Raw genomic sequence first — 26745 nt, 5'->3', positions numbered from 1 at the left:
CGTAGTTGTCTTCTGGGCAATTAGTAGATTGGAACATTATATCTGAAAGCTTTTGCTAGAGGATTATTTGTGTATTTGTTATTTCAAAAAAGAGATAATGAAGATCTTAATCTATAGAGGTATGTGCATACATTATTATAGTTGGAGGGAAAGAATAAATGTCTACAAAATGGGAAAAATTAGAAGGTAACGTTGGCGTTTTAACAATCGAAGTTGATGCTAAAGAAGTAAACAACTCTATCGACGCTGCGTTCAAAAAAGTAGTAAAAACAATTAACGTACCAGGTTTCCGTAAAGGAAAAATGCCTCGTCCATTATTCGAACAACGCTTTGGTATTGAATCTTTATACCAAGATGCTTTAGATATCATTTTACCAAAAGCATACGGTGAAGCGATTGAAGAAGCTGGTATCTTCCCAGTTGATCATCCTGAAATCGACATCGAGAAGTTCGAAAAAAATGCTAACCTTATCTTCACTGCAAAAGTTACAGTGAAACCTGAAGTTAAATTAGGTGAGTACAAAGGTTTAGCAGTAGAAAAAGTTGAAACAACTGTAACTGACGAAGATGTAGAGAACGAATTAAAATCTTTACAAGAACGTCAAGCTGAACTAGTTGTTAAAGAAGAAGGAACTGTTGAAAACGGTGATACAGCTGTAATCGACTTCGAAGGTTTCGTTGATGGCGAAGCATTTGAAGGCGGAAAAGGCGAAAACTACTCTCTAGCAATCGGTTCTGGTACATTCATCCCAGGTTTCGAAGAGCAAGTAATCGGTCTTAAATCTGGTGAGTCTAAAGACGTTGAAGTATCATTCCCAGAAGAGTACCATGCTGCTGAATTAGCTGGCAAACCAGCAACATTCAAAGTAACAATTCACGAAATCAAAACAAAAGAACTTCCTGAGTTAAACGACGAGTTCGCTAAAGAAGCAGACGAAGCGGTTGCAACTCTTGATGAATTAAAAGCAAAACTTCGCACAAACTTAGAAGAAGGCAAAAAGCACGAAGCTGAGCACAAAGTACGTGACGAAGTAGTAGAATTAGCTGCTGCTAACGCTGAAATCGAAATTCCAGAAGCTATGATCAACACTGAGTTAGATCGTATGGTTCGTGAATTCGAGCAACGTTTAAGCCAACAAGGTATGAACCTTGAGCTTTACTACCAATTCACAGGTACTGATGCTGACAAATTAAAAGAGCAAATGAAAGAAGATGCACAAAAACGTGTAAGAATCAATCTTGTTCTTGAAGCTATCATTGAAGCTGAAAACATCGAAGTTACTGAAGAAGAAGTAACTGCAGAAGTTGAAAAAATGGCTGAAATGTACGGTATGCCAGTAGACGCTATCAAGCAAGCTCTTGGAAGCGTAGACGCTTTAGCTGAAGATCTTAAAGTGCGTAAAGCTGTAGACTTCTTAGTAGAAAACGCTGCATAATAAAATAACAAGGCACGATTAAAATCGTGCCTTGTTTTATAAATATAGAAATATATTTATAAAACTTTTCGATGGAGAAGGAAAAGTTCCTTTACAAGTCGAATATACATATTTCAAAAGTTTTAAAAATTTTTTATTTGTACATAACTAGTCATATTATTTGTATTTCTCGCCACGTAGTGACATAATATGTATTTACATACGATACATTTATCGTGTACATACGAAGGCAAGAGGTTAGCACTTTGTAAGGGGTGTGAAAATATGTTTAAATTTAATGATGAAAAAGGGCAATTAAAATGTTCTTTCTGTGGTAAAACACAAACGCAAGTTCGAAAGTTAGTGGCAGGTCCAGGTGTTTACATTTGTGATGAGTGTATCGAACTTTGTACTGAAATTGTACAAGAGGAGCTTGCGAAGGACGAAGAAGTAGAATTCAAAGATGTACCGAAACCGGTAGAAATTCGTGAAATCTTAGATGAGTATGTCATCGGGCAAGATAGCGCGAAAAAAGCACTAGCGGTAGCGGTATATAACCATTACAAACGCATTAATTCTAACAGCAAAATTGATGATGTAGAATTAGCGAAGAGTAATATCGCACTTATCGGGCCAACAGGTAGTGGTAAAACATTACTTGCACAAACGTTAGCGCGTATTCTAAATGTTCCATTTGCAATCGCGGACGCAACATCTTTAACAGAAGCTGGATATGTTGGGGAAGATGTAGAAAATATCTTACTAAAATTAATTCAAGCAGCTGATTATGATGTTGAGAAAGCGGAAAAAGGAATTATTTATATTGATGAGATTGATAAAGTGGCACGTAAGTCCGAAAATCCATCAATTACACGTGATGTATCTGGTGAAGGTGTGCAGCAGGCACTTCTGAAAATTTTAGAAGGTACTGTAGCAAGCGTTCCACCTCAAGGTGGTCGTAAGCATCCGCACCAAGAGTTTATTCAAATTGATACAACGAACATCTTATTCATTTGTGGTGGAGCGTTTGATGGCATTGAGCCGATTATTAAACGTCGCCTTGGTGAAAAAGTAATTGGATTTGGTTCTGAGAAGAAAAATGCTGATGTGAATGAGAAGCATGTTTTATCTCACGTATTACCAGAGGATCTTTTAAGATTTGGTTTAATTCCAGAGTTTATCGGTCGTCTTCCAGTTATTGCGAACCTAGAGCCACTTGATGAAGATGCTCTTGTTGATATTTTAACGAAACCGAAAAATGCACTTGTTAAGCAATTCCAAAAATTATTGGAGCTTGACGATGTTGAGTTAGAGTTTGAAGAAGGTGCACTAATCGAAATTGCGAAAAAAGCAATTGAACGTAAAACGGGTGCTCGTGGACTTCGTTCTATTATTGAAGGCTTAATGCTTGATGTAATGTTCGAACTTCCATCTCGTAAAGATATCGAGAAGTGTATTCTTACAAAAGAAACAGTAGCTGATAATGAGCCGCCAAAATTGGTGTTACAAGACGGTACTGTACTTGATACAAAAACATCTGCATAATGCGAAAGGGAAACAGCAATTTTTATAATTGCTGTTTTTCTTTATGTTTAGCTACGTTCCTCCGCGGAAATACTAAGAGATAAAATATTGCGGGAGGAAATAAATAATGAGCTGGACAAATATATTTTTAGTTGTTCAACTTGTTTTTGGTGTAATTGTCGGATTGTATTTCTGGCATTTACTTCGAAATCAACGAACACAAAAAGTTTCAATTGATCGAGAATCGAAAAAAGAATTAGAACAGCTTCGTAAAATGCGTGAGATTTCTTTAACAGAGCCGCTAGCAGAAAAGGTGCGTCCTACAACCTTTTTAGATATTGTAGGGCAAGAGGACGGAATTAAGTCGTTAAAAGCGGCTCTTTGTGGTCCGAATCCGCAACATGTAATCATATATGGCCCGCCAGGTGTTGGGAAAACAGCGGCAGCACGTCTTGTATTAGAAGAAGCGAAACGAAATCCTAAATCTCCATTTCGTACGAATGCAACATTTATTGAACTTGATGCGACAACAGCTCGGTTTGATGAACGTGGTATTGCAGACCCTTTAATAGGTTCGGTGCATGATCCGATTTATCAAGGTGCTGGGGCGATGGGGCAAGCAGGTATTCCGCAACCGAAAAAAGGTGCTGTAACAGATGCACATGGTGGTATTTTGTTTATTGATGAGATTGGCGAGCTCCATCCGATTCAAATGAACAAAATGTTAAAGGTGTTAGAAGATCGAAAAGTATTTTTAGAAAGTGCGTACTATAGTGAAGAAAATACGATGATCCCAACATATATACATGATATTTTCCAAAAAGGCTTACCGGCAGATTTTCGCTTAGTTGGAGCAACGACACGTTCGCCAGAGGAAATTCCTCCTGCTATTCGGTCACGTTGCTTAGAAGTATTTTTCCGTGAATTAGATACGGAAGAAATTCAAAAAGTAGCGAAAAATGCCGCGGAAAAAGTGGAAATGCAAATAGGTGAAAATGGTATTGAAATGATCGGGATGTATGCAAGGAATGGACGAGAAGCGATTAATCTCGTGCAAATCTCTGCTGGTATGGCGATAAATGAAGAACGTTCTTTCATTAAGGATGAAGATATAGAGTGGGTTGTTCACTCAAGTCAGCTTACACCGAAATATGAAAAGCGCATTTATCCGATTCCAAGGATTGGTCTTGTAAATGGTCTTGCTGTATACGGACCAAATACAGGTGCGTTATTAGAAATTGAAGTAACAGCAATCAAGGCGAAAGATAAAGGATCGGTAAATGTTACCGGAATTGTGGAAGAAGAAAGTATTGGTAGTCAAACGAAATCGATTCGTCGTAAAAGTATGGCGAAAGGCTCTGTTGATAATGTATTAACAGTACTTCGTTCTTTAGATGTGTTGCCAGAAGGATATGATATACATATTAATTTTCCAGGTGGTATCCCGATTGATGGCCCTTCTGCAGGAATCGCTATGGCAACAGGTGTATATTCTGCGGTGCACCGCACGTATGTAAATAATGAAGTAGCGATGACAGGGGAAATAAGTATACACGGAGAAGTAAAACCTATTGGTGGCGTGTACGCAAAAATAAAAGCTGCGAAAAAAGCGGGAGCTAAGAAAGTCATTATTCCTGCTGAAAATATGCAACCATTTTTGTATACGATCAAGGGAATTGAAATTATTCCTGTCCGTAAGTTAAAAGAAGTATTTGAGTTAACGTTTATGCAAGAAAATATGCATAGAGAGCTAGATGTACATACTAAGGTAGACGAAACTGATGCACAATCTATGTGAAAATAAACAATAATAAAATTTGCCAGACTTCGTTTAAGTTTGTATGCTTAATCGGAGTCTTTTTTCTTTTCGTGAGGTAGAAAAACAAGCTATTTACAATTGCGCGGAATCTCAGCAATTGCATCTAGGTGTATTGTAATATAAAATAGTTGAACAGGAGTTTAATTTATTATGGAGGTGCTATGTCTAGTATGAATACGAACGAAAGAATCGTGCCCCTCCTACCATTAAGAGGCGTTCTCGTATATCCAACGATGGTTTTGCATCTTGATGTAGGACGTGATAAATCGATACAAGCACTAGAGCAGGCGGCAATGGATGAAAATATCATCTTTTTAGCAATGCAAAAAGAAATGAATATCGATGATCCGAAAGAAGATGACATATATAGTGTAGGTACGGTGGCGAAAGTGAAGCAAATGTTAAAATTGCCGAACGGTACGCTTCGTGTCCTTGTGGAAGGTTTACATAGAGCAGAAGTAATAGAGTTTATCGAAGAAGAAAATGTAGTACAAGTGTCGATTAAAACGGTAACTGAAGAAGTAGAAGATGATTTAGAAGAGAAAGCTCTTATGCGTACGTTACTGGAGCATTTCGAACAATATATTAAAGTTTCGAAAAAAGTTTCAAATGAAACATTTGCAACGGTAGCTGATGTGGAAGAACCAGGGAGATTAGCTGATCTAATTGCTTCTCACTTGCCGATTAAAACGAAGCAGAAACAAGAGATTCTAGAGATTGTATCTGTAAAAGAACGATTACAAACACTTATTTCAATTATTCAAGATGAACAAGAGTTACTTAGCCTAGAAAAGAAAATTGGGCAAAAAGTGAAACGTTCCATGGAGCGCACGCAAAAAGAATATTTCTTACGTGAGCAAATGAAGGCGATTCAAACTGAACTTGGCGACAAAGAAGGCAAGGGCGGAGAAGTAGAAGAACTTCGTGAGAAAATTGAACAGTCAGGAATGCCGGAAGAAACAATGAAGGCTGCGCTGAAAGAATTAGATCGTTATGAAAAGTTACCAGCAAGTTCTGCGGAGAGTGGTGTTATTCGCAATTATATTGATTGGTTATTAGCGCTTCCGTGGACAGAGGCAACAGAAGATATAATTGATCTTGCTCATTCGGAAGAGATTTTAAATAACGATCATTACGGTCTTGAAAAAGTGAAAGAGCGTGTACTTGAATATTTAGCTGTACAGAAGTTAACGAATTCATTAAAAGGACCTATCCTTTGTTTAGTAGGCCCTCCTGGGGTCGGCAAAACTTCGTTAGCGCGTTCAATTGCAACATCATTGAATCGTAACTTCGTCCGTGTATCTCTTGGTGGTGTGCGTGATGAATCTGAAATTCGTGGTCACCGCCGTACATATGTTGGAGCAATGCCAGGACGCATTATTCAAGGTATGAAAAAGGCGAAAACAGTTAATCCAGTCTTCTTATTAGATGAGATTGATAAAATGTCTAACGATTTCCGTGGAGATCCATCAGCGGCATTACTTGAAGTATTAGATCCAGAACAAAACCATAACTTCAGTGATCATTACATTGAAGAACCATATGATCTATCAAAAGTTATGTTTGTAGCAACTGCTAATACACTTTCAAGTATTCCAGGTCCATTACTTGACCGTATGGAAATCATTTCGATTGCTGGCTATACAGAACTTGAAAAAGTACACATTGCTCGTGAGCATTTATTGCCGAAACAATTAAAAGAACATGGCTTACGAAAAGGTAATTTACAAGTGCGTGATGAAGCGCTGCTTGAGATTATTCGTTATTATACACGTGAGGCTGGTGTTCGTACGCTAGAGCGTCAAATTGCAAAAGTTTGCCGTAAAGTAGCGAAGATTATCGTTACAGCAGAACGTAAACGTATCGTTGTGACAGAGAAAAAGATTGTTGATTTACTTGGTAAACACATATTCCGTTATGGGCAAGCTGAAAAAACAGACCAAGTTGGTATGGCAACAGGTCTAGCTTACACAGCAGCAGGCGGCGATACACTTGCCATTGAAGTTTCTGTAGCGCCAGGAAAAGGGAAACTAATTTTAACAGGGAAACTTGGGGATGTTATGAAAGAATCAGCACAAGCTGCGTTTAGTTATATACGTTCTCGTGCAGAAGAGCTTCAGATCGATCCGAATTTCCATGAGAAAAATGATATTCATATTCACGTTCCAGAAGGAGCAGTTCCAAAAGACGGACCGTCAGCAGGTATTACGATGGCAACGGCACTTATTTCTGCGCTAACAGGTATTCCTGTAAGTAAAGAAGTCGGTATGACAGGTGAAATTACACTTCGTGGTCGTGTATTACCAATTGGTGGTTTAAAAGAAAAAACATTAAGTGCTCACCGCGCAGGCTTAACAAAAATTATTTTGCCAGCAGAAAACGAGAAAGATTTAGATGATATTCCAGAGAGCGTAAAAGAAAACCTTACGTTTGTGCTTGCATCTCATTTAGATGAAGTATTGGAGCACGCATTAGTAGGAGTGAAACAATGAAAGTAACAAAAGCAGATATTGTAATTAGTGCTGTTAAACCAGAACAATATCCAGACAGTGATTTACCAGAAATTGCATTAGCAGGTCGTTCAAATGTGGGGAAGTCTTCCTTTATTAATAAAATTTTAAATCGTAAAAAGTTAGTACGTATTTCTTCTAAACCAGGAAAAACGCAAACGCTGAACTTTTTCTTAATCAATGAGATGATGCACTTTGTTGACGTTCCAGGTTATGGATATGCGAAAGTATCTAAATCGGAGCGCGCTGCATGGGGGAAAATGATTGAAACGTACTTTACAACGCGTGAACAATTAGACGCAGCTGTATTAGTAGTTGATTTACGTCACCAACCAACAAGTGATGACGTGATGATGTATGATTTCTTAAAGCATTATGAAATCCCAACAATTATTATTGCGACGAAAGCCGATAAAATTCCGAAAGGAAAATGGCAAAAGCATTTAAAAGTTGTAAAAGAAACGCTTGCTGTTGAAATTGGCGATGAAATTGTTCTATTCTCTTCTGAAACAGGACTTGGAAAAGAAGAAGCGTGGAAAGCAATTCATAAATTTACAAAAACAAAAAACGCGTGACGAATGTCGCGCGTTTTTGTTTTGCTAAATTTTTTAGCGTACGTTTAATGTAACTTCAATATTTCCTCTTGTTGCTTTCGAGTAAGGACATACACCGTGAGCCGCTTCTACAAGTTCTTGTGCTTCGCTATGTGAAACGCCAGCCACATGTACATCAAGTACAGCAGATAGGCCGAAACCACCATCTGTATCTTTTCCGATAGAAACGTGAGCAGTTACTTCTGTACTTTCTACTTTCACACGTTTTGTACGAATGACAAGTTGTAATGCACTATCGAAACAAGCTGCATAACCAGCTGCAAATAGTTGTTCTGGATTTGTTGCTTCTCCGCCTGCACCACCTAGTGCTTTCGGCATTTTTACATCAAGATTTAATATGCCATCATCTGAAACTACTTTCCCATTTCTTCCACCTGTTGCTGTTACTGAAGCAGTATATAATTTATCCATATTTATTCCCCTTTTCCATCATTAATTGTTTTCATTGTGTCAATCAGTTTATTTAGTTGAATTAATAAAGAGCGATATTCTTGCTCTGTAATTCCTAAGTTTGTAGCCATCGTTGTCGGTAATGAACAAGCCTTTTCCTTTAAATCTTTGCCCTGTTCTGTTAATTCAATACAAACTTTTCGCTCGTCTTCTTTGGAACGAACACGTTTTACAAGTTTTAATGATTCCATACGTTTTAACATAGGTGTTAACGTACCAGAATCTAAAAATAGACGTTCTCCAATTTCTTTTACTGTTAGTCCATCTTGCTCCCATAGTACGAGTAAAGTAATGTACTGGGGATACGTAATACCCATTTCTTCTAAATAAGGTCGATAAAAACGAGTAACCTCTCTAGAGCAGGCGTAAATAGAAAAACAAAGTTGGTTATCTAGATGCAAAGAGTCTTCTGTCATAAATAACTCCCTTCTAATTAAATTGTGCACAATTTAATTTTGTAAAACTAATATAACGAAAAAGAAATGCAATGTCAAATACATTGTATTGAGAAAGTCTTTGTTACATTTTGGAACAATCATACATATTTTCCTTCATGATGAAAGAAGATAGGGAAGATGATGTTATAATTTATATGGAATAGTTTCCATCACTTGATTATGAGGGCTTTTTTTGGTAACGTACAAATAGAGTTATTAATTTATAATCATTATAAAGTAGAATTTTTTTATTAGTGTTATTGAATCTCCTTTATTACATACGGAGAATAATTAAAAAATAATCGGTTGTTCACACGATTGTCAGATTCATAAGAGGAAAGTTGTATTATGATAGTAGATAAAGTGATAAAACGGGTGAAGGGGGACATGCTGCGTGCATATTCTTGTTGTTAGTGTAAATTATCGAACAGCCCCTGTAGAATTTCGTGAGAAACTCACATTTCAGGCAGCAGAACTAGAGCGAGCGATGACTACATTACAAAATCAAAAGAGCGTGTTAGAGAATGTCATTGTGTCAACTTGTAATCGCACTGAGATTTATGCTGTTGTCGATCAATTACACACGGGACGGTATTATATTAAGAAGTTTTTAGCTGATTGGTTTCAGCTTGAAATAGAAGAAGTCGCGCCATATTTAACTATTTTTGAACAAGATGGCGCAATAGATCATTTATTCCGCGTAACGTGCGGTTTAGATTCAATGGTAGTCGGAGAAACGCAGATTTTAGGTCAAATAAAAGATAGCTTTTTAGAAGCGCAACAAGTTAAAGCAACAGGCACAATTTTTAATGAATTGTTTAAGCAAGTCATTACATTAGCAAAACGTGCCCACTCAGAAACAACAATCGGGGAAAGTGCAATGTCTGTTAGTTATGCTGCTGTTGAGCTTGGAAAGAAAATATTTGGCGAGTTAACAGAATGTCATGTGCTTATTCTTGGTGCTGGTAAAATGGGCGAACTTGCACTACAAAACTTATATGGAAGTGGTGCTCGTAAAGTAACAGTTATGAATAGGACGCTTTCGAAAGCAGAAGTAATGGCTGAGAAATATATGGGACATGCAAAATCGTTAAGCGAATTACAATGTGCATTATTAGAAGCAGATATTTTAATTAGTTCAACTGGTGCATCTGAGTATGTCATTACGAAAGAGATGATGACAAAGGTGGAGAAAATGCGCTCTGGTCGTCCATTATTTATGGTTGACATTGCAGTGCCGCGTGATATTGATCCAGCGATTGATGAGCTAGAAGGTTCTTTCTTGTATGATATTGATGATTTACAAGGAGTAGTGGAGGCAAACCGTGCTGAGCGTTTGAAAGAGGCAGAGAAAATTCAATTTATGATTGAAGAGGAAATTGTTCTATTTAAAACGTGGTTAAGTACACTTGGTGTTGTTCCATTAATATCAGCTCTTCGTGATAAGGCACTTGCAATCCAAAGTGAAACGATGGTAAGCCTAGAGCGAAAAATACCAAACCTTAGTGATCGTGAGAAAAAAGTTATTAGTAAGCATACGAAAAGTATTATTAATCAATTATTAAAAGACCCAATTTTAGTAGCGAAAGAAATAGCTGCTGAAGAGGGAGCGAGCGAAAAATTAGCGTTATTTGCAAAGATTTTTGATTTAGAAACGGAAGAAGTAGAGAGTCGTGCGGAAGAAGTAGAACATAAAAGAGTGTGGACACCATCCGTTCCATCTTTATAATTTGGAAGGATGATCGGATGAGTTTTTTAAATAACAGTATTATTTATCATATTGCAATTATTTTATATGCTTGTAGCATTAGTTTATATTTTATAGATTATTTCCAAAGTAACCGAAAGGCGAACCGATTTGCTTTTTGGTTACTTGCGATTGTATGGGTCCTGCAGTCTATTTTTATGTTGCTTAGAGCTACAGATTCAGAAACGAATCCTATTTTAACTTTATTATCAGGGATTTATTTTTATGTTTGGTTATTGATTACGATGTCGTTAGTTATTAATCGATTTATGAGAATTGACTTTTTAGTCTTTTTTACAAATGTTGTAGCATTTGGCGTAAGCGCTTTTTCTATTTTTACACCGCTCGGAAAGATGTCGCCAGTACTTGCGGAACAATTAGTTTCAGAACTTGTATACGTGCATGTCGGTATGGCAATTATTTCTTACGCAACGTTTACTGTATCGTTCATTTTTTCTATTATGTATTTATTGCAATATCGCCTATTAAAAAAGAAAAAATGGAATGCGAGATTAAGAAGGTTAGGGAATTTACCGAAGCTAGAATCTATGTCTTACGGATTAAATTTATTTTCTGTTCCATTTTTCTTACTAGCAATTTTATTAGGATGTATATGGGGATATACAAAATTGGATAATTTCCATTGGTATGATACGAAAGTAATCGGATCTTTTGTCGTTCTATTTGTGTATTGCACAGGTTTATATTTACGAGCGGCAGATGTGTTGCAAGGTAAGAAAATTGTACAGTGGAATATCGGATCGTTTCTCGTAATGCTAGTAAACATTTTTCTATTAAGCAGGTTGTCCAATTTCCACTTTTGGTATTTATAATGAGGAGAGAGAATTATGCGCAAAATTATTGTAGGGTCACGAAAGAGTAAACTAGCATTAACGCAAACAAACTGGTTTATTGATCAGTTAAAAGCCCTAGGTCTACCATATGAATTTGAAGTGAAAGAAATTGTCACAAAAGGTGATGTTATTTTAGATGTTACTCTTTCAAAAGTAGGCGGAAAAGGCTTGTTCGTTAAAGAAATTGAGCATGCGTTACTTACGAAAGAAATCGATATGGCTGTACATAGTATGAAAGATATGCCAGCCGTACTTCCAGAAGGTTTAATGATTGGCTGTACACCAAAGCGTGTTGACCCTCGTGATGCTTTTATCTCAAAAAATGGAGCATCGTTTAAAGAGTTAGCGGAAGGTGCTATTTTAGGTACGAGTAGTTTAAGACGTAGTGCACAGCTACTCGCTGCGAGACCAGATTTACAAGTGAAGTGGATTCGCGGGAATATCGATACACGTTTACGTAAATTAAAAGAAGAAGATTACGATGCGATTATTTTAGCGACAGCTGGATTACAAAGAATGGGCTGGGATAATGATGTTATTACAGAACATTTAGATGATACGTTATGTGTACCTGCTGTAGGACAAGGTGCATTAGCGATTGAGTGTCGTGAGGATGATAAGGATTTATTGCAGTTGTTAGCGCATATTAATGATACGATAACAGAAAGAACAGTGGCAGCGGAGCGAGTATTTCTTCATAAACTTGAAGGTGGATGCCAAGTTCCAATTGCTGGATATGCAACCCTTACAGAAAACGATGCAATCGAATTAACAGCTCTTGTCGGCTCTATGGATGGCTCTGTTTTATTAAAAGAGACAGTAGTGGGTACTAATCCTGAGGAAGTAGGGTTAGAGGCCGCGGACCGTTTAATTAAACAAGGCGCCAAAGAACTCATTCTTGCTGCAAATAAGGAGCAACAATAAATATGAACGCTCTCGCTGGAAAAACGGTATTGATTACACGTGCCCAGCATCAAGCGAAACAAATGAGTGTAGCAGTGAAAGAAAAGAGCGGAATTCCATTGGAAATTCCGCTTTTGCGTATGGAAGGTATGTCTCATAGGCAAATTCAACATATTGAAGAGCAGCTACATTCATACGACTGGGTTATTTTTACGAGCAGAAATGGTGTAGCTTTTTTTCTAGATAGTTTAAAAAAGAAACTACCGCTAACCATTAGAATCGCTGCGGTAGGTGTGAAAACAAAATTAGAGTTAGAAAAAAGGGGCTATCAAGTTCATTTTGTTCCGACTTCATTTGTTGCAGAAGCATTTGCAGAAGAGTTTCTAAAAGAATTAAGTGGAAACGAACGTATTTTATTTCCGAAAGGGAATTTAGCAAGAGAGGTAATTCCGGTTGCACTTCGGGAAATTGGTGTTTCTCTAGATGAGCTAATCGTATACGGTACGAAAGTGAATATAGAAAAAAAGCAAGAACTTATAGCAGCATTGAAGTTAGGGAAAGTAGACATTATTACATTTACGAGCCCTTCAACTGTTACTAGTTTTGTTCGTTTACTTGAGGGTACAAACTGGAGAGAATGGACAAAAAAATGTACAATTGCTTGTATAGGACCTATTACGGAAAAAGAGGCAAGTCTTTATTTTCCGTCTGTTATTGTGCCGAAAGAGTACACTGTAGAAGCATTACTACAATATGTTTGTGAATCTATAAAATGAAAGAATGGGGATAGAAATCTATGAACTCTTTACAATTTAATCGTCATCGTCGTTTAAGACAAAGCGGGGGCATGCGTGCACTTGTGCGTGAAACGTTTTTACATACGGAAGATTTTATTTACCCTATTTTTGTATTAGAAGGTGAAAATGTTCGTAATGAAGTTCCTTCTATGCCGGGCGTATATCAAATGTCTTTAGATTTATTGCAAGCTGAAATGCAAGAAGTTGTTGATTTAGGTATTCGTTCTGTTATTGTATTTGGTTTACCTGCTGAAAAGGATGAAGTTGGATCATCAGCATATTGTGATCATGGAATTGTACAACGTGCTATTCAGCAAATTAAAGGTGATTTCCCTGAGCTAGTAGTAGTTGCAGATACATGTTTATGTCAATTTACAAGCCATGGTCATTGCGGTGTAATTGAAGATGGGATTATTTTAAATGACGAGTCTCTTGCAGTTCTTGCGAAAACAGCTGTAAGTCAAGCGAAAGCAGGAGCGGATATTATTGCGCCATCAAACATGATGGACGGCTTCGTAACAGCAATTCGTCATGCATTAGACGAAAATGGTTTTGGACACGTGCCAGTTATGTCGTACGCTGTGAAATATTCATCAGCATTTTATGGACCATTCCGTGATGCTGCGCACGGTGCACCGCAATTTGGTGACCGTAAAACATATCAAATGGATCCGGCAAACCGTATGGAAGCATTCCGTGAAGCAGAATCAGATGTAATGGAAGGTGCAGATTTCTTAATCGTAAAACCAGCTCTTTCTTACTTAGATATCGTTCGTGATGTGAAAAATAACTTTAATTTACCAGTTGTCGCTTATAATGTAAGTGGTGAATATTCGATGATTAAAGCGGCAGCGCAAAATGGTTGGATTAATGAAAAAGAAGTTGTTCTTGAAAAATTAATTAGTATGAAACGTGCAGGGGCAGATTTAATTATTACGTATCATGCAAAAGATGCAGCAAGATGGTTACAAGAAGGAGGCGCTAAATAATGAAAAAGTTTGATAAGTCAATTGCAGCGTTTGAAGAGGCGCAAGACTTAATGCCTGGTGGCGTAAATAGCCCGGTTCGTGCCTTTAAGTCTGTTGGGATGAATCCGTTGTTTATGGAGCGTGGAAAAGGCTCTAAAGTATATGATATCGATGGGAATGAATACATCGACTACGTATTATCATGGGGTCCTTTAATTCATGGTCATGCAAATGATCGTGTTGTAGAAGCGTTAAAATCTGTTGCTGAAAGAGGTACAAGCTTCGGTGCACCAACAGAAATTGAAAATAAATTAGCAAAACTTGTTATTGAGCGCGTGCCATCAATTGAGATTGTGCGTATGGTTAACTCTGGAACGGAAGCAACAATGAGTGCACTACGTTTAGCTCGTGGTTATACAGGTCGTAATAAAATCTTGAAATTTATTGGTTGTTACCACGGTCATGGTGATTCGTTATTAATTAAAGCTGGTTCTGGTGTGGCGACTTTAGGGTTACCAGATAGTCCTGGTGTACCAGAAGGTGTAGCGAAAAATACGATTACAGTAGCTTATAACGATTTAGAAAGCGTAAAATACGCGTTTGAACAATTCGGTGATGATATTGCTTGTGTAATTGTAGAACCAGTAGCAGGAAATATGGGGGTTGTTCCTCCGCAGCCTGGATTTTTAGAAGGTCTTCGTGAAGTAACAGAACAAAACGGTGCATTGCTTATTTTTGATGAAGTAATGACAGGGTTCCGAGTAGCTTATAATTGTGGCCAAGGTTATTATGGCGTAACGCCTGATTTAACATGCCTAGGTAAAGTAATCGGTGGTGGTTTACCGGTAGGAGCATACGGTGGTAAAGCAGAAATTATGCGCCAAGTTGCGCCAAGCGGACCGATTTACCAAGCTGGTACTTTATCAGGTAATCCACTTGCAATGGCGGCAGGTTATGAAACGTTAGTACAGTTAACGCCAGAATCATATGTAGAATTTGAGCGTAAAGCTGAAATGTTAGAAGCTGGATTACGTAAAGCAGCTGAAAAACATGGCATTCCGCATCATATTAACCGTGCAGGCTCTATGATTGGTATTTTCTTTACAGATGAACCCGTTATTAATTACGATGCAGCAAAATCTTCAAACTTAGAATTCTTTGCGGCTTACTATCGTGAAATGGTAGAACAAGGTGTATTCTTACCACCATCTCAATTCGAAGGTTTATTCTTATCGACAGCACATAGTGATGCAGATATTGAAGCGACGATTGCAGCAGCTGAAATTGCAATGTCAAAATTAAAAGCGTAGTGTATTAGAGAAAATCGCTCTCCATAAGGGGAGCGATTTTTTTTATTCATAAAGTAAGCTTCCCACACATAAATCTGTAATGACATATAGTTTGGGAGGGGGAAAAGAAGTGGCTACAGATCATTCATTACGATTTTCATTAAAAGAATCTGTGTGGTTCCAAAAAGGACAGGAAGTCGAAGAACTTTTGTCAATTTCGTTAGATCCAGACGTTGAGATAGAAGAGCTTGATCATGAAGTAATCGTGAGAGGACAATTAGATTTAACGGGAGAGTATGTTGCACGAAAAGATGATTCCGCGTATTCATTAAGAGAACTATCGCCAGCAAAGTCAATTGATTATGTAGAAACAAGAGAAGATGGGGTTAATGAACTTGTTCATTCCTTTCCACTTGAAATATCAATTCCGAGAAATCGAGTGAAAGTAATTGAAGAGCTATATGTATCAATCGAGGAATTTGATTATGAATTAAAGGAAAATGGTTGCTTACAATTATTAGCGGATATATCTATTACCGGTTTGTGTGATGAAGAGAGAAGCGAGGATGAAGTTGAAGAGGAAGAAACGGTGTATGCTGAGTTAGAAGAAGATTCAGCGCAAGAGGATGAAAATAGACCGGCGCCGCATGTAGAAGAACCAGCATATAAGGAATCAGATGAGTGGGAAGATTACGCATTTGAACCGTTCCAATTAGAGGAAAGAAAAGAGCAGGAATTAGAAGAAGAGAAAATAGAAGAACATGAATTTGTGGAACGTGAAGAGGAGCAAGAAACAACGCCGCAATTTGAACTGTTCGGACGAAAAGATTTCAAGAAAGAAAAAGCGAAAAAGCAGGAAGAACAAGAAGAAGAGTACTCACAGCGAGATGAAAATGCGCTTTATTTAACAAAACTATTTACGAAAGAACCGGAAGAAGAATTTACAAAGTTAAGAATGTATTTCGTGCAAGAAGGGGATACAATTGAATCTATTGCAGACCGTTATGAAACGTCTGTACAAAATTTATACCGTGTCAATCAAACAGAAGATATATTTTTAAATACGGGGCAAATTATTTATATTCCCGTTTCAAGGGTAAAGGCGAAATAAGGAAGTGAGTGTTTTCACTCACTTCCTTTCTTAGAGGCTATGTTTTGAATAGAAAGGGTTATTCGTATGGATATTGAGTTGCGAAATCACTATGAACCTATCGTGAGGCAATATAGATTGGATACGCAGCATATGGAAGAGCACGGAAATGTAATGAAAATTTATACGAATCAAGGTCCATATGCACTCAAGAAAATAGAAGGCAGAAAGTTAGAGCGGAATAACTTTCTGCATCATATTCAATATTTGAAGGAGAAAGGTTTTTCAAATTATGTACCTATATATCATGCGACGGATGGAAGTTATATTTTAAGTGACGGGACGTATAATTATTATTTAATGCCTTGGTTAGAACGTGCAGAAGGAAACGGTGAGGACAATGATCAATACCATAAAATGTTTCAGACACTTGGAACGTTGCATCAAAAAACTGTGAAGGAAGAAACGTATACGGAAGAAGATTTAGAAAAACATTATACAAGTATATCCGATCGTTGGGAAAATGATGGTGAGATGTTAGAAGAGTTTCTCGTAGAATCTGAATCAAAATGGTATATGTCCCCGTTTGAATTGCAATATTGTACGTACTATCATCATGTAATGAGAGCGCGTGAATTTGCAACGAAGCAATTAAATGAGTGGAACGATGCGATGAAAGAAAAGGAGAAAACGCGTATTACTTTTGTGCATGGTAATGTGTCACTGAATCATTTTTTATTTGACTATGAACGGAATGGCTATTTTATTAGTTTAGAAAAATCGAAGTTTGCAACGCCTGTGCAAGATATAGTAGGTTTTTATTCACGGTCTTTAAACACATATCCAATCGCAAGAAGTGATCGGTTTGAATGGTTTCAAATGTATCAAAAAAATTTCCCTTTTACGAAAGAAGAGCAACTACTTATGTTTGCGTATATGACGTATCCATCGCAATTTATTCGGCAAATCCAGTCTTATAAGAAAAGAAGAGATAATCGTAACGAGGAAAATGAACTGCGCGGAGTAAAGAGTTTGCAACAATCGCATTGGCTCGTTAGCAATATAGAATATTTCCTGTCACAATTACAAGCTGCCCAGCAAGGGAACGGATAAAGTAAACATTCCCCGCTGATGATTAGCCTTCACTAATTGGGCGTTTACGGGCACCAGGGCTCCCATCTAACTTCTTTGCTTCAGCTGAGTTTTGAGGTGGAGGTCTTACTGCCCACAAATAGCGGGGTAAAGAAGATAAGTAGAGGATTCTACTTATCTTCTTTTTGGCACCAAAAGCTGTAGTTTTAAATTTATCTTGACGAATAAGGTTTCGTTTTTTACACTATTGTATATAATAATTAACAATCATATAAATGCCTTGAAGGGGAAGAGTATAACATGAAACGTCTTCAGAGAGGAGAATCATTAGCTGGGAGATTCTCTAGATAGTTATGTTAGAAGGTAGCCCTGGAGCATCTTTTCTGAACGGAATAGTTCTTATTAGGAAAAGACGGATTTGTCCGTTATCAAATTAAGAGTATAAGCAAATTATGAATTTGTTTGTAAATAAAGGTGGTACCGCGATGTCCCTCGTCCTTTTTGGATGAGGGACATTTTTTATTTTAAGGAGGGAAAATAATGTCAAACACGGAAAAGAATTTACCAACTAAATATGATCATATGTCCGTTGAAGAAGGCCTTTATCAATGGTGGCTTGAAGGCAAATATTTTGAAGCAACAGGAGACGAGAAGAAACAACCGTATACAATTGTAATTCCACCTCCGAACGTAACTGGTAAGTTACACTTAGGTCATGCTTGGGATACAACTCTTCAAGATATTTTAACTCGTACGAAGCGTATGCAAGGATACGATGTACTATGGCTTCCAGGAATGGACCATGCTGGTATCGCAACACAAGCGAAAGTAGAAGGAAAACTTCGTGAAGAAGGTATTTCACGTTACGATCTTGGCCGTGAAAAATTCCTTGAAAAAGCTTGGGAGTGGAAAGAAGAGTACGCTTCTCACATTCGTCAACAATGGGGGAAAGTTGGTTTAGGACTAGACTATTCTCGTGAACGCTTCACATTAGACAAAGGTTTATCAGATGCGGTTAATAAAGTATTCGTTCAATTATACGAAAAAGGCTTAATTTACCGTGGTGAATATATCATCAACTGGGATCCAGCAACACGTACAGCTCTTTCTGATATTGAAGTAATTCATAAAGAAGTTCAAGGTGCATTCTACCATATGAACTATCCGTTAACAGATGGTTCTGGTCACATTCGTCTTGCTACTACTCGTCCAGAAACGATGCTTGGTGATACAGCAGTAGCAGTTCATCCAGAAGACGATCGTTACAAACATTTAATCGGAAAAACAGTTACACTTCCAATCGTAGGCCGTGAGATTCCGATTATTGCTGATGAGTACGTAGAAAAAGATTTCGGAACGGGCGTTGTAAAAATTACACCAGCTCATGACCCGAATGACTTTGAAGTAGGTAACCGTCATGACTTACCACGCATCTTAGTAATGAACGAAGATGGATCGATGAACGAAAAAGCTGGTAAGTATAACGGTATGGATCGTTTCGAATGCCGTAAAGAATTAGTAAAAGACTTACAAGAAGCTGGCGTATTAGTAGAAATCGAGCCACATATGCATTCAGTAGGTCATAGTGAGCGTAGCGGTGCGGTTGTTGAGCCTTATTTATCAACACAGTGGTTCGTAAAAATGGCTCCACTTGCTGAAAAAGCAGTAGCGCTTCAACAAAAAGAAGAAGAAAAAGTAACGTTCGTACCAGAGCGTTTTGAAAACACATATTTACGTTGGATGGAAAATATTCATGACTGGTGTATTTCTCGTCAATTATGGTGGGGACACCGTATTCCAGCTTGGTACCATAAAGAAACTGGTGAAGTATACGTAGGTACAGAAGCACCAGCAGATATTGAAAACTGGAATCAAGATAACGATGTACTTGATACATGGTTCAGTTCAGCATTATGGCCATTCTCCACACTTGGTTGGCCAAATGAAGATTCAGCAGACTTCAAACGTTACTATTCAACAGATGCACTAGTAACGGGTTATGATATTATCTTCTTCTGGGTATCTCGTATGATTTTCCAAGGTTTAGAGTTTACAGGCGAGCGTCCATTTAAAGATGTATTAATTCACGGTTTAGTTCGTGACGAGCAAGGTCGTAAAATGAGTAAATCTCTTGGTAACGGTATTGATCCAATGGATGTTATCGAGAAGTACGGTGCAGATGCAATGCGTTTCTTCTTATCAACAGGAAGTGCACCAGGTCAAGATTTACGTTTCAGCATGGAAAAAGTAGAATCTACTTGGAACTTCATTAATAAAATTTGGAACGCATCACGTTTCGTATTAATGAACATGGATGATATGAAGTATGAAGAAATCGATTTAACTGGCGAAAAATCAGTTGCGGATAAGTGGATCTTAACTCGCTTAAACGAAACAATCGAAAGCGTAACACGTAACATGGATAAATATGAGTTCGGTGAAGCTGGTCGTTCATTATACAACTTCATTTGGGACGATTTCTGTGATTGGTATATTGAAATGGCGAAACTTCCACTATACGGTGAAGATGAAGCAGCTAAGAAAACAACTCGTTCTATTTTAGCTTACGTATTAGATCAAACAATGCGTCTATTACACCCATTCATGCCATTCGTAACAGAGAAAATTTGGCAACATTTACCGCATGAAGGCGAGTCTATTACAGTAGCTGCGTGGCCAACAGTTCGCGAAGATTTACAAGATACGGAGGCTGCGGCAGAAATGCACCTTCTAGTTGATATCATTCGCTCTGTTCGTAACATCCGTGCAGAAGTAAATACGCCAATGAGCAAAAAAGTTCAAATGCAAATTAAAGCAAAAGATGAGGCTGTACTTGCTCAACTTACGAAAAACAGCTCTTACATTGAGCGTTTCTGTAACCCAAGCGAATTAACAATTCAAACAGACTTACAAGCGCCAGAAAAGGCAATGACTGCAATCGTATCAGGTGCAGAGTTATTCTTACCGTTAGCTGATCTTATCAATCTTGATGAAGAGAGAGCTCGTCTTGAGAAAGAACTTGAGAAGTTCGATAAAGAAGTAGAACGTGTACAGAAGAAACTTTCTAACCAAGGTTTCGTAGCGAAAGCTCCTGCAGCGGTTATTGAAGGAGAGCGTGCGAAAGAGCAAGATTACCTAGAAAAACGCGAAGCAGTTCGTCAACGTCTAGCAGATCTTGAAAAGTAAAAATGTTTTTAGAGACTCACTATATTGGTGAGTCTCTTTTCTTTGCGTATAATAGAACTATGAAAGTTGTCTTTTGAAAGGGGAAAAATATACGTGATACATACATACGAAGAAGCGATAGGGTGGATCCATAGCCGATTGAAATTTGGAATTAAGCCAGGATTAGAAAGAATGAGATGGATGTTAGAAGAACTTGGAAATCCAGAGCGTCATATCAAATGTGTTCATCTTGCTGGTACAAATGGAAAAGGTTCAACGTTAACATATATGCGTTACATGTTAGAAGGCGCGAAATATAAGGTAGGAACGTTTACCTCTCCTTACATCGAATCATTTAATGAACGCATTAGTGTGAATGGAACACCAATTGCAGACGAAGAGATTACTGAACTTGTAAAGCTGGTAAAACCAGTCGTGGAAAAACTAGATGAAACGGATTTAGGGGAAGCGACAGAGTTTGAAATTATTACTGTTATGGCGATTTGCTATTTCGGCAAATTCAATTTCTGTGATGTTGTTTTATTTGAAACAGGGCTTGGTGGACGTTTTGATTCTACCAATGTTATACACCCTGTTCTCACGATTATTACGAATATCGGTCACGATCATATGCATATTTTAGGAAATACACTAGGAGAAATTGCATATGAAAAGGCGGGGATTATTAAGTCTGGCGTGCCGGTAATTACTGGTGTACAAGATGAAGAAGCTTTGCAAGTCATTCAAAATGTTGCAAAGGAAAATCATGCAAACTTATACGAGATGGGCAACCATTTTACAGCATTACATAAACAGTCTAGTGAAGATGGAGAACAGTTCGATTTCACTTGTCCTTTCGCCTCTTTTGAAGATGTGCGAATCACAATGAAAGGCAGCCACCAAGTAGGAAACGCAGCACTTGCGCTTATGGCAGTCATGTATGTAAAAACATACTTATCATTTTTAATTGAGGAAGAAGAAATAAGAACTGGATTACAGGAAGCGTATTGGGTGGGGCGCTTTGAAAAACTGCAAAGTAATCCAGATATTATTATAGATGGTGCTCATAATCCAGAAGGTATCGAAAGCCTTGTGAAAACAGTAGAAGCGCATTACAAAGATAAAAATGTAATAGTGTTATTTACTGCCCTTGGTGATAAACAATTACATAACATGGTAGGCCAATTAGAAACCATTGCAGATGAAATTATTTTTACAACATTCGCCTTTGATCGTGCTATTTCTGCTGATAAGCTTGCATCATATTCACAGAAAGAATCAAAATTAGTTTTTGAAAATTGGAAAGAGGCAATTGATACAAAAGTTGAAATGATAGCAGAAAATGATGTTTTTATCATAACAGGTTCTCTTTATTTCATTTCTGAAGTACGAAAATATATTTGCGAGAAAAACTAGATAGTCTTTGCTATCTAGTTTTTTTGTTCTACAAATGAAGTCAAATGCATACATATAAGATAAATATATAGGGTTATTTGGCGAATTCCTCTGACAAATATCTCGTTTTTTTATGAAATGAATATGATATGATGCGGACAACGATAAGAGGTGAGGTGTGAGTGTATGGACAAGCAATCACGAACGATCTCAGTGAAAGTGAATGGAACAGAAGCGAAGTATGAGGAAAAAAAGAAAGATGAATTTGAATGGATGGTAGTAGAAAGTGAACGACCGAAAAATGTTGTTCCGTTTCAAAAAGCGAAATCAATGTCTGTGGAAAAATACCGAAAGAAGTGGAGTAATACATTAATTGTAATCGTTGCAACTGCAATCATTATCGGTACGGCGTTTGGAATGGGGATGCTTCATTTACTTACTGGACAAGGAACGACAGGAGGAAGTGAAGTGACAGCTTCAAGGCCGACTGGAAATGGAGAATCAAAGGTGGGTGGAACGGCAGAACAAACACCAGCACCGAAAGAAGAAAAACAAAAAGCACAAGCAGGAACGTCATTGGATCCAATGAAATTATTTTTTGTTCAAGGAGGGCTTTATTCTTCTGAAGAAAAGGGACAGGCAGCTCTTGAAGAATGGAAAGGCAATGGGGGCATTGGTGCTTTGAGACCGAGCGGTGATAAGTATGCAATAGTTGTTGGTATTGCTAGCGATGAACAGTCTATAGATCAATTAATGACTAAGTATAAAAATGATGGTGTCTCCGTTTTAAAAAAGAACTGGGATATAACAGATAAAGCATTGCTGAAAGATGATAAAGAAGTAGGAACATTTTTAACAAAAGTGCAGCCATTATACACTCATTTAGCAAAATATGCTTCTAGCGTACAAGTTGGTGGAAAAAGTAGCGCAAAAGATATAGAAGTAATTGAAAAAGAATGGAAAAAGGTTGAAAAAGAAGGGAAAAGTATGAAACAAGAAGAAGCAAAGAAACTGTATATGTATACGTCGGTAGCTGTACAAACAGTAAAAGATGGGAAGATGGATAAGGAATCTTTGGCGAAATTAAATCAAGTTATTATTGATGGTTTACTCTCGTATGAAAAAATTGTTTCGTAGAAAGTGAAATGATAGGATAATAAAATGAGTAAGAAAGAAGTACATGTACTTCTTTCTTTTCTTTTGAATTTAGAGCAAAGTGCTTTCTCTATGACAGGAATATAATCGTATGCAATAAAGAAGTGTTATTTTAGTTAGAGAAATTAATATTTCTTTCATTTGTGGACAAACTATTCCTTTGATACGATTAATATAAATTGTTCTGCTTCATGTGAGAAAGGAAGGAGAAAATATGAGAAAAATAATTTTAGCTTCAGGGTCACCTCGGAGGAAGGAATTGCTTGAGTTAGCTAGTGTGCCATTTGAAATCGTTGTAAGTGAAGTAGAGGAAACAATTGGTGCATATTCATCGCCTTCTGATATTGTAATGTCGCTTGCCTTGCAAAAAGCATCAGCGGTGGCAGAAAATAATAGTGATCACATTGTGTTAGGTGCAGATACAATTGTTACATATGAGTCGCGTATTCTTGGTAAGCCTTCTAATGAGGATGAGGCGAAAGAGATGTTGCAATTACTATCAGGGAAAACACATGAAGTGTATACAGGTGTTGCAATTATAGCAAAAGAAAAAACGGTTACTTTTTATGAGCGTACAGAAGTTACATTTTGGGAGTTAACAGAAGAGGAAATTGATACATACGTCGCGTCGAAAGAACCTTTTGATAAAGCCGGTAGTTATGGGATTCAAGGTAAAGGATCTATTTTCGTTCAAAATATTCAAGGGGACTACTATAGTGTAGTTGGCTTACCAATTGCACGTCTCGTTCGGGAATTAAAACAATTTGATATTGATGTAACCCATGCGTAAAATTGCATGGGGTTTTCTTTGAGAGAACAAATAAAGGGGTGGAGAGATGAACGGTATTCGTGATGTTGTAAGAGAAGAACAGCCACGGGAGCGTTTATTGTTAGAAGGTGCTGGAAGTTTATCAAATCGAGAGCTTCTCGCAGTGTTACTCAGAACAGGTTCTAAAGAAGAAACAGTTTTAAAGTTGTCAGATAAAATTTTACATCAATTTGATGGCTTACGTATGTTGAAAGATGCAACATTAGAAGAGCTAATTAGTATACATGGTATTGGGATTTCAAAGGCATCGCAACTTATGGCAGCCTTTGAACTAGGCAGAAGAATGGTACGTTTAGAATATCAAAATAGATATAGTATTCGAAGTCCAGAAGATTGTGCGAAATACATGATGGAAGAAATGCGTTTTTTACAACAAGAGCATTTTGTTTGTGTAAATGTAACATAAACACTAATAAAATTCTATATCTAATAATTCTGTAACTCCGTCTTTTTTATCAATTTTGATATTCTCTATAAACATACTCATAAATTGTTTCTTTTCATCAGGAGATAGATGAAACCAATTCTTTTTGATATTATTCACTTTTTCTTTTATCACATCTACATCTATCTCTTGATGGTTATTCACCTCTAAAGTTTGTAACCTTTTTTTAGCAGAATTTAATATTATTTTTGTTTCATTCATCCGTTCTGTAAATTCATCGTCTGTCATTAAGTCGTTTGACCAAGCCTTTTGGTATTTTTCTCTTTGTTTTTCCACTTTTTTAACTTGTTTTTTTAGTATTTCTAATTCGTTATTTTCATTATTTATTTTAGGTACTTGTTCAAATTGTAAATTTGAAATGTAATTCATTAATGCAGATTCTACCTTTCTTTCACTAGTAGCAAAAGGTTTAGTTGTATGTTTATTCAGTGCGCACGACTGGCATCGATATTGATTACACTCCACATGTTGCTCATCTTTTTTTCTGTAATATCTGGATCGTTCACTACTTAAACGATTCCCACAATTAGGGCATATTAATTTCATTTGATATATAAAAATTGAATGTGTTTGTCTCTTTTTAATGTTTTGTCTGCTAGATAATATTTTTTGTAATTGTATAAACCGCTCCTTAGTAAGGATTCCTTCATGTGCACCTTCAATTCTTTCGTTAGACCACTTTATAGCCCCGTACATGGCGTTATTAGAAAGAATATCTAATATGGTACGTATATGCCATTTGTAGCCCCTTATAGGCTTAACATAGCTGTCTAGATGGATGGCGAGCTGTCTGATAGAGTAACCTTCTTCTATTTTTCTTACCATATCTAAAACCACTTTACTCTCAATCTCATTTATTACAAGTTTGTTATGTTTATTTTTATCGAATCCAAAAGGAGCTTTTGCTGAATATTCTCCTTGTCTAGCTTTTTCTAATTGCCCCATTCGTACACGTTCACCTAAATTTTCTCGTTCCCATTGAGCAAGTGCAGCAACAATTGTAATGAACATTCGTCCCATTGCTGTAGAAGTATCATACACCTCTGTTGCAGATTTAAAAGCACAGTTATATTTATCAAATGTATCAAGTAACTTGTACAAATCCATAACAGAACGAGTTAAACGATCTAAACGATAAACAAGAACAGTAGTGATTAAGCCTTGCTGAATATGATTTAATAAAATACTTAATTGTGGTCGATTGGTATCCTTGGCTGATACACCTTCATCCACATAAAACTTAAAATTATTCCAGTCTTGTGCTACACAATATGCTTTTAATTTCTCGCGTTGAGCTGAGATAGAAAAACCGTCTCGTGCTTGTTCCTCTGTACTTACTCTTATATAAATCCCAACAGTCACTATTATCTCTCCTTTTTAAAAAAATAGGACAGCTGTACGGGCTGTCCATTAAATTCCTAGCGCTAAGGATTTAATTACCTTTTGTATTAGTCTAATGAAACGAAGTACATTACTACTTTACCGTGTATTTTTATATTCGTGGCATCTTCGTAAGATACTGTGTAATCAAAGAAACAATTATCATAAGAATCTGGTCGGAATATTAAACGTTTATTATCCTTGTCATTAAAGAAACGCTTTACACAATAATCACAACCGTTACTAAAAACAACCATGTCATTATCATAAAGTTCTTCTAATGTCACTTCTTTTACGGCAATTAAAGAAGAATGAGGTATGACTTTATTCATTGAATCACCATTAACACGAGTCATAAAAATATCTTCTCTACCTGCCCATTTCCCCATTAATGAATCAGGAATACGTATAGTTTCCAAATCTATTTCTGTCATTCCGTCAACTTGTATAGGTAAACCAGCTGAAATTGAAGTTGGGAAATAAGTGTAATCAGATTCATTTACTAAAGAAATAATTTGATTATTAGTCTTATACACCTCATTTGTAGACGGAAACAGATCATTAATTGATATATCTAATGCTTGTGCAATTGCGAATAGCACATCTTGTTCAGGTTCATTTGTGCCATTTTCATAAGATGAAATTGTATTATGTTTTTTTCCTATTTGTAAACCTAATTCTTTTTGTGTCATTTTCTTTAGTTTCCTAAAGTTTTTAATTTGTTGACCAACATATTTAGAAACGTCTTGTTTCATGAAGTTTCACCTCTTTTCTTATTTCATTATATCATATTTCATGAAGTTTTAAACTGGAAATTTCATATAACAAGAAAATAAATAATAAATTTCATAAAATATGAAAATAATT

At 36.9% G+C, this 26745-nt stretch carries 21 protein-coding genes, 1 pseudogene and 1 other annotated feature; of the genes and pseudogenes, 18 read left to right on the top strand and 4 right to left on the bottom strand.

All coding sequences use genetic code 11. The annotated features are described in order from the left end of the window. Nucleotides 1–158: 158 nt before the first annotated feature. From tig to ysxC, 5 genes are all read left to right on the top strand, one after another. Nucleotides 159–1436, top strand: a complete 1278-nt coding sequence (tig, locus tag MHH55_RS16725) for a trigger factor (RefSeq protein ID WP_000105215.1) — start codon at nt 159–161, stop codon at nt 1434–1436. Between the two features lie 264 nt (nt 1437–1700). Next, entirely contained in the window at nt 1701–2960 is a 1260-nt protein-coding gene (gene clpX / locus MHH55_RS16720; protein ID WP_000472289.1) for an ATP-dependent protease ATP-binding subunit ClpX, read from the top strand. A 106-nt stretch (nt 2961–3066) separates the two neighbouring features. Then, nucleotides 3067–4737, top strand: coding sequence for an ATP-dependent protease LonB (lonB, locus tag MHH55_RS16715; protein WP_000119176.1), 1671 nt, complete (start codon nt 3067–3069; stop codon nt 4735–4737). A 182-nt stretch (nt 4738–4919) separates the two neighbouring features. Then, on the top strand, nt 4920–7250 hold the full coding sequence (lon, locus tag MHH55_RS16710; RefSeq protein ID WP_000097289.1) for an endopeptidase La: 2331 nt from the start codon (nt 4920–4922) through the stop codon (nt 7248–7250). After that, nucleotides 7247–7843, top strand: a complete 597-nt coding sequence (gene ysxC, locus MHH55_RS16705) for a ribosome biogenesis GTP-binding protein YsxC (RefSeq protein WP_000869116.1) — start codon at nt 7247–7249, stop codon at nt 7841–7843. Before lon ends, ysxC begins: the two co-directional genes overlap by 4 nt. Nucleotides 7844–7876: 33 nt before the next feature. Here ysxC and MHH55_RS16700 read toward each other — a convergent pair whose 3' ends face one another. Beyond that, nucleotides 7877–8293 (bottom strand): organic hydroperoxide resistance protein, encoded by a 417-nt coding sequence (locus MHH55_RS16700; protein WP_000359781.1) that lies wholly within the window; start codon nt 8291–8293, stop codon nt 7877–7879. Between the two features lie 2 nt (nt 8294–8295). Next, nucleotides 8296–8748, bottom strand: a complete 453-nt coding sequence (locus MHH55_RS16695; protein ID WP_000133916.1) for a MarR family winged helix-turn-helix transcriptional regulator — start codon at nt 8746–8748, stop codon at nt 8296–8298. 415 nt (nt 8749–9163) lie between these two features. Here MHH55_RS16695 and hemA point away from each other — a divergent pair, with 415 nt between their 5' ends. The 13 genes and pseudogenes from hemA to MHH55_RS16630 all read left to right on the top strand — a co-directional run. Then, nucleotides 9164–10498 (top strand): glutamyl-tRNA reductase, encoded by a 1335-nt coding sequence (gene hemA, locus MHH55_RS16690; RefSeq protein ID WP_078186330.1) that lies wholly within the window; start codon nt 9164–9166, stop codon nt 10496–10498. Between the two features lie 17 nt (nt 10499–10515). Next, nucleotides 10516–11349 carry a cytochrome c biogenesis protein gene (locus tag MHH55_RS16685; protein ID WP_078186329.1) on the top strand — a complete coding sequence of 278 codons (834 nt, stop codon included), beginning with the start codon at nt 10516–10518 and terminating at the stop codon, nt 11347–11349. A gap of 15 nt (nt 11350–11364) precedes the next feature. After that, on the top strand, nt 11365–12294 hold the full coding sequence (hemC, locus tag MHH55_RS16680; protein WP_001226407.1) for a hydroxymethylbilane synthase: 930 nt from the start codon (nt 11365–11367) through the stop codon (nt 12292–12294). A gap of 2 nt (nt 12295–12296) precedes the next feature. Next, nucleotides 12297–13049: a uroporphyrinogen-III synthase gene (hemD, locus tag MHH55_RS16675; protein WP_000992353.1), complete on the top strand. Its 753-nt coding sequence runs from the start codon at nt 12297–12299 to the stop codon at nt 13047–13049. Between the two features lie 20 nt (nt 13050–13069). Continuing rightward, the gene (hemB, locus tag MHH55_RS16670) at nt 13070–14059 is read left to right on the top strand and encodes a porphobilinogen synthase (RefSeq protein ID WP_001087065.1); all 990 of its coding nucleotides are present in this window, start codon (nt 13070–13072) and stop codon (nt 14057–14059) included. After that, nucleotides 14059–15348, top strand: a complete 1290-nt coding sequence (gene hemL / locus MHH55_RS16665) for a glutamate-1-semialdehyde 2,1-aminomutase (protein WP_000712943.1) — start codon at nt 14059–14061, stop codon at nt 15346–15348. Before hemB ends, hemL begins: the two co-directional genes overlap by 1 nt. Nucleotides 15349–15427: 79 nt before the next feature. Then, nucleotides 15428–16438, top strand: coding sequence for a stage VI sporulation protein D (gene spoVID / locus MHH55_RS16660; RefSeq protein WP_002024850.1), 1011 nt, complete (start codon nt 15428–15430; stop codon nt 16436–16438). 66 nt (nt 16439–16504) lie between these two features. Further along, the gene (ysxE, locus tag MHH55_RS16655) at nt 16505–17530 is read left to right on the top strand and encodes a spore coat protein YsxE (RefSeq protein ID WP_000350658.1); all 1026 of its coding nucleotides are present in this window, start codon (nt 16505–16507) and stop codon (nt 17528–17530) included. Nucleotides 17531–17780: 250 nt separating this feature from the next. Further along, nucleotides 17781–18012: a binding site (T-box leader), on the top strand. A 37-nt stretch (nt 18013–18049) separates the two neighbouring features. Beyond that, entirely contained in the window at nt 18050–20695 is a 2646-nt protein-coding gene (locus MHH55_RS16650; protein ID WP_000072244.1) for a valine--tRNA ligase, read from the top strand. Nucleotides 20696–20788: 93 nt separating this feature from the next. Continuing rightward, nucleotides 20789–22090, top strand: a complete 1302-nt coding sequence (locus tag MHH55_RS16645; protein WP_000582064.1) for a bifunctional folylpolyglutamate synthase/dihydrofolate synthase — start codon at nt 20789–20791, stop codon at nt 22088–22090. 165 nt (nt 22091–22255) lie between these two features. Beyond that, nucleotides 22256–23206 carry a stage II sporulation protein B gene (locus MHH55_RS16640; protein ID WP_078186328.1) on the top strand — a complete coding sequence of 317 codons (951 nt, stop codon included), beginning with the start codon at nt 22256–22258 and terminating at the stop codon, nt 23204–23206. Nucleotides 23207–23438: 232 nt separating this feature from the next. Continuing rightward, on the top strand, nt 23439–24014 hold the full coding sequence (locus MHH55_RS16635; protein ID WP_001226290.1) for a Maf family protein: 576 nt from the start codon (nt 23439–23441) through the stop codon (nt 24012–24014). A 46-nt stretch (nt 24015–24060) separates the two neighbouring features. After that, nucleotides 24061–24447, top strand: a pseudogene (locus MHH55_RS16630) (UPF0758 domain-containing protein); the annotation flags it as partial. Nucleotides 24448–24462: 15 nt separating this feature from the next. On the opposite strand, the gene MHH55_RS16625 reads toward MHH55_RS16630, so the two are convergent. Then, nucleotides 24463–25860 carry a recombinase family protein gene (locus MHH55_RS16625; protein WP_078186327.1) on the bottom strand — a complete coding sequence of 466 codons (1398 nt, stop codon included), beginning with the start codon at nt 25858–25860 and terminating at the stop codon, nt 24463–24465. An 86-nt stretch (nt 25861–25946) separates the two neighbouring features. Further along, on the bottom strand, nt 25947–26633 hold the full coding sequence (locus MHH55_RS16620) for a helix-turn-helix domain-containing protein (protein WP_078186326.1): 687 nt from the start codon (nt 26631–26633) through the stop codon (nt 25947–25949). Between the last annotated feature and the right edge of the window lie 112 nt (nt 26634–26745).

This window comes from Bacillus sp. FSL K6-2944 (assembly GCF_038005385.1).
In the GTDB taxonomy this organism is placed as follows: domain Bacteria; phylum Bacillota; class Bacilli; order Bacillales; family Bacillaceae_G; genus Bacillus_A; species Bacillus_A cereus.
Note: the sequence above shows the minus strand (reverse complement) of the source record. Positions and strands in the feature narration are given on the sequence as shown.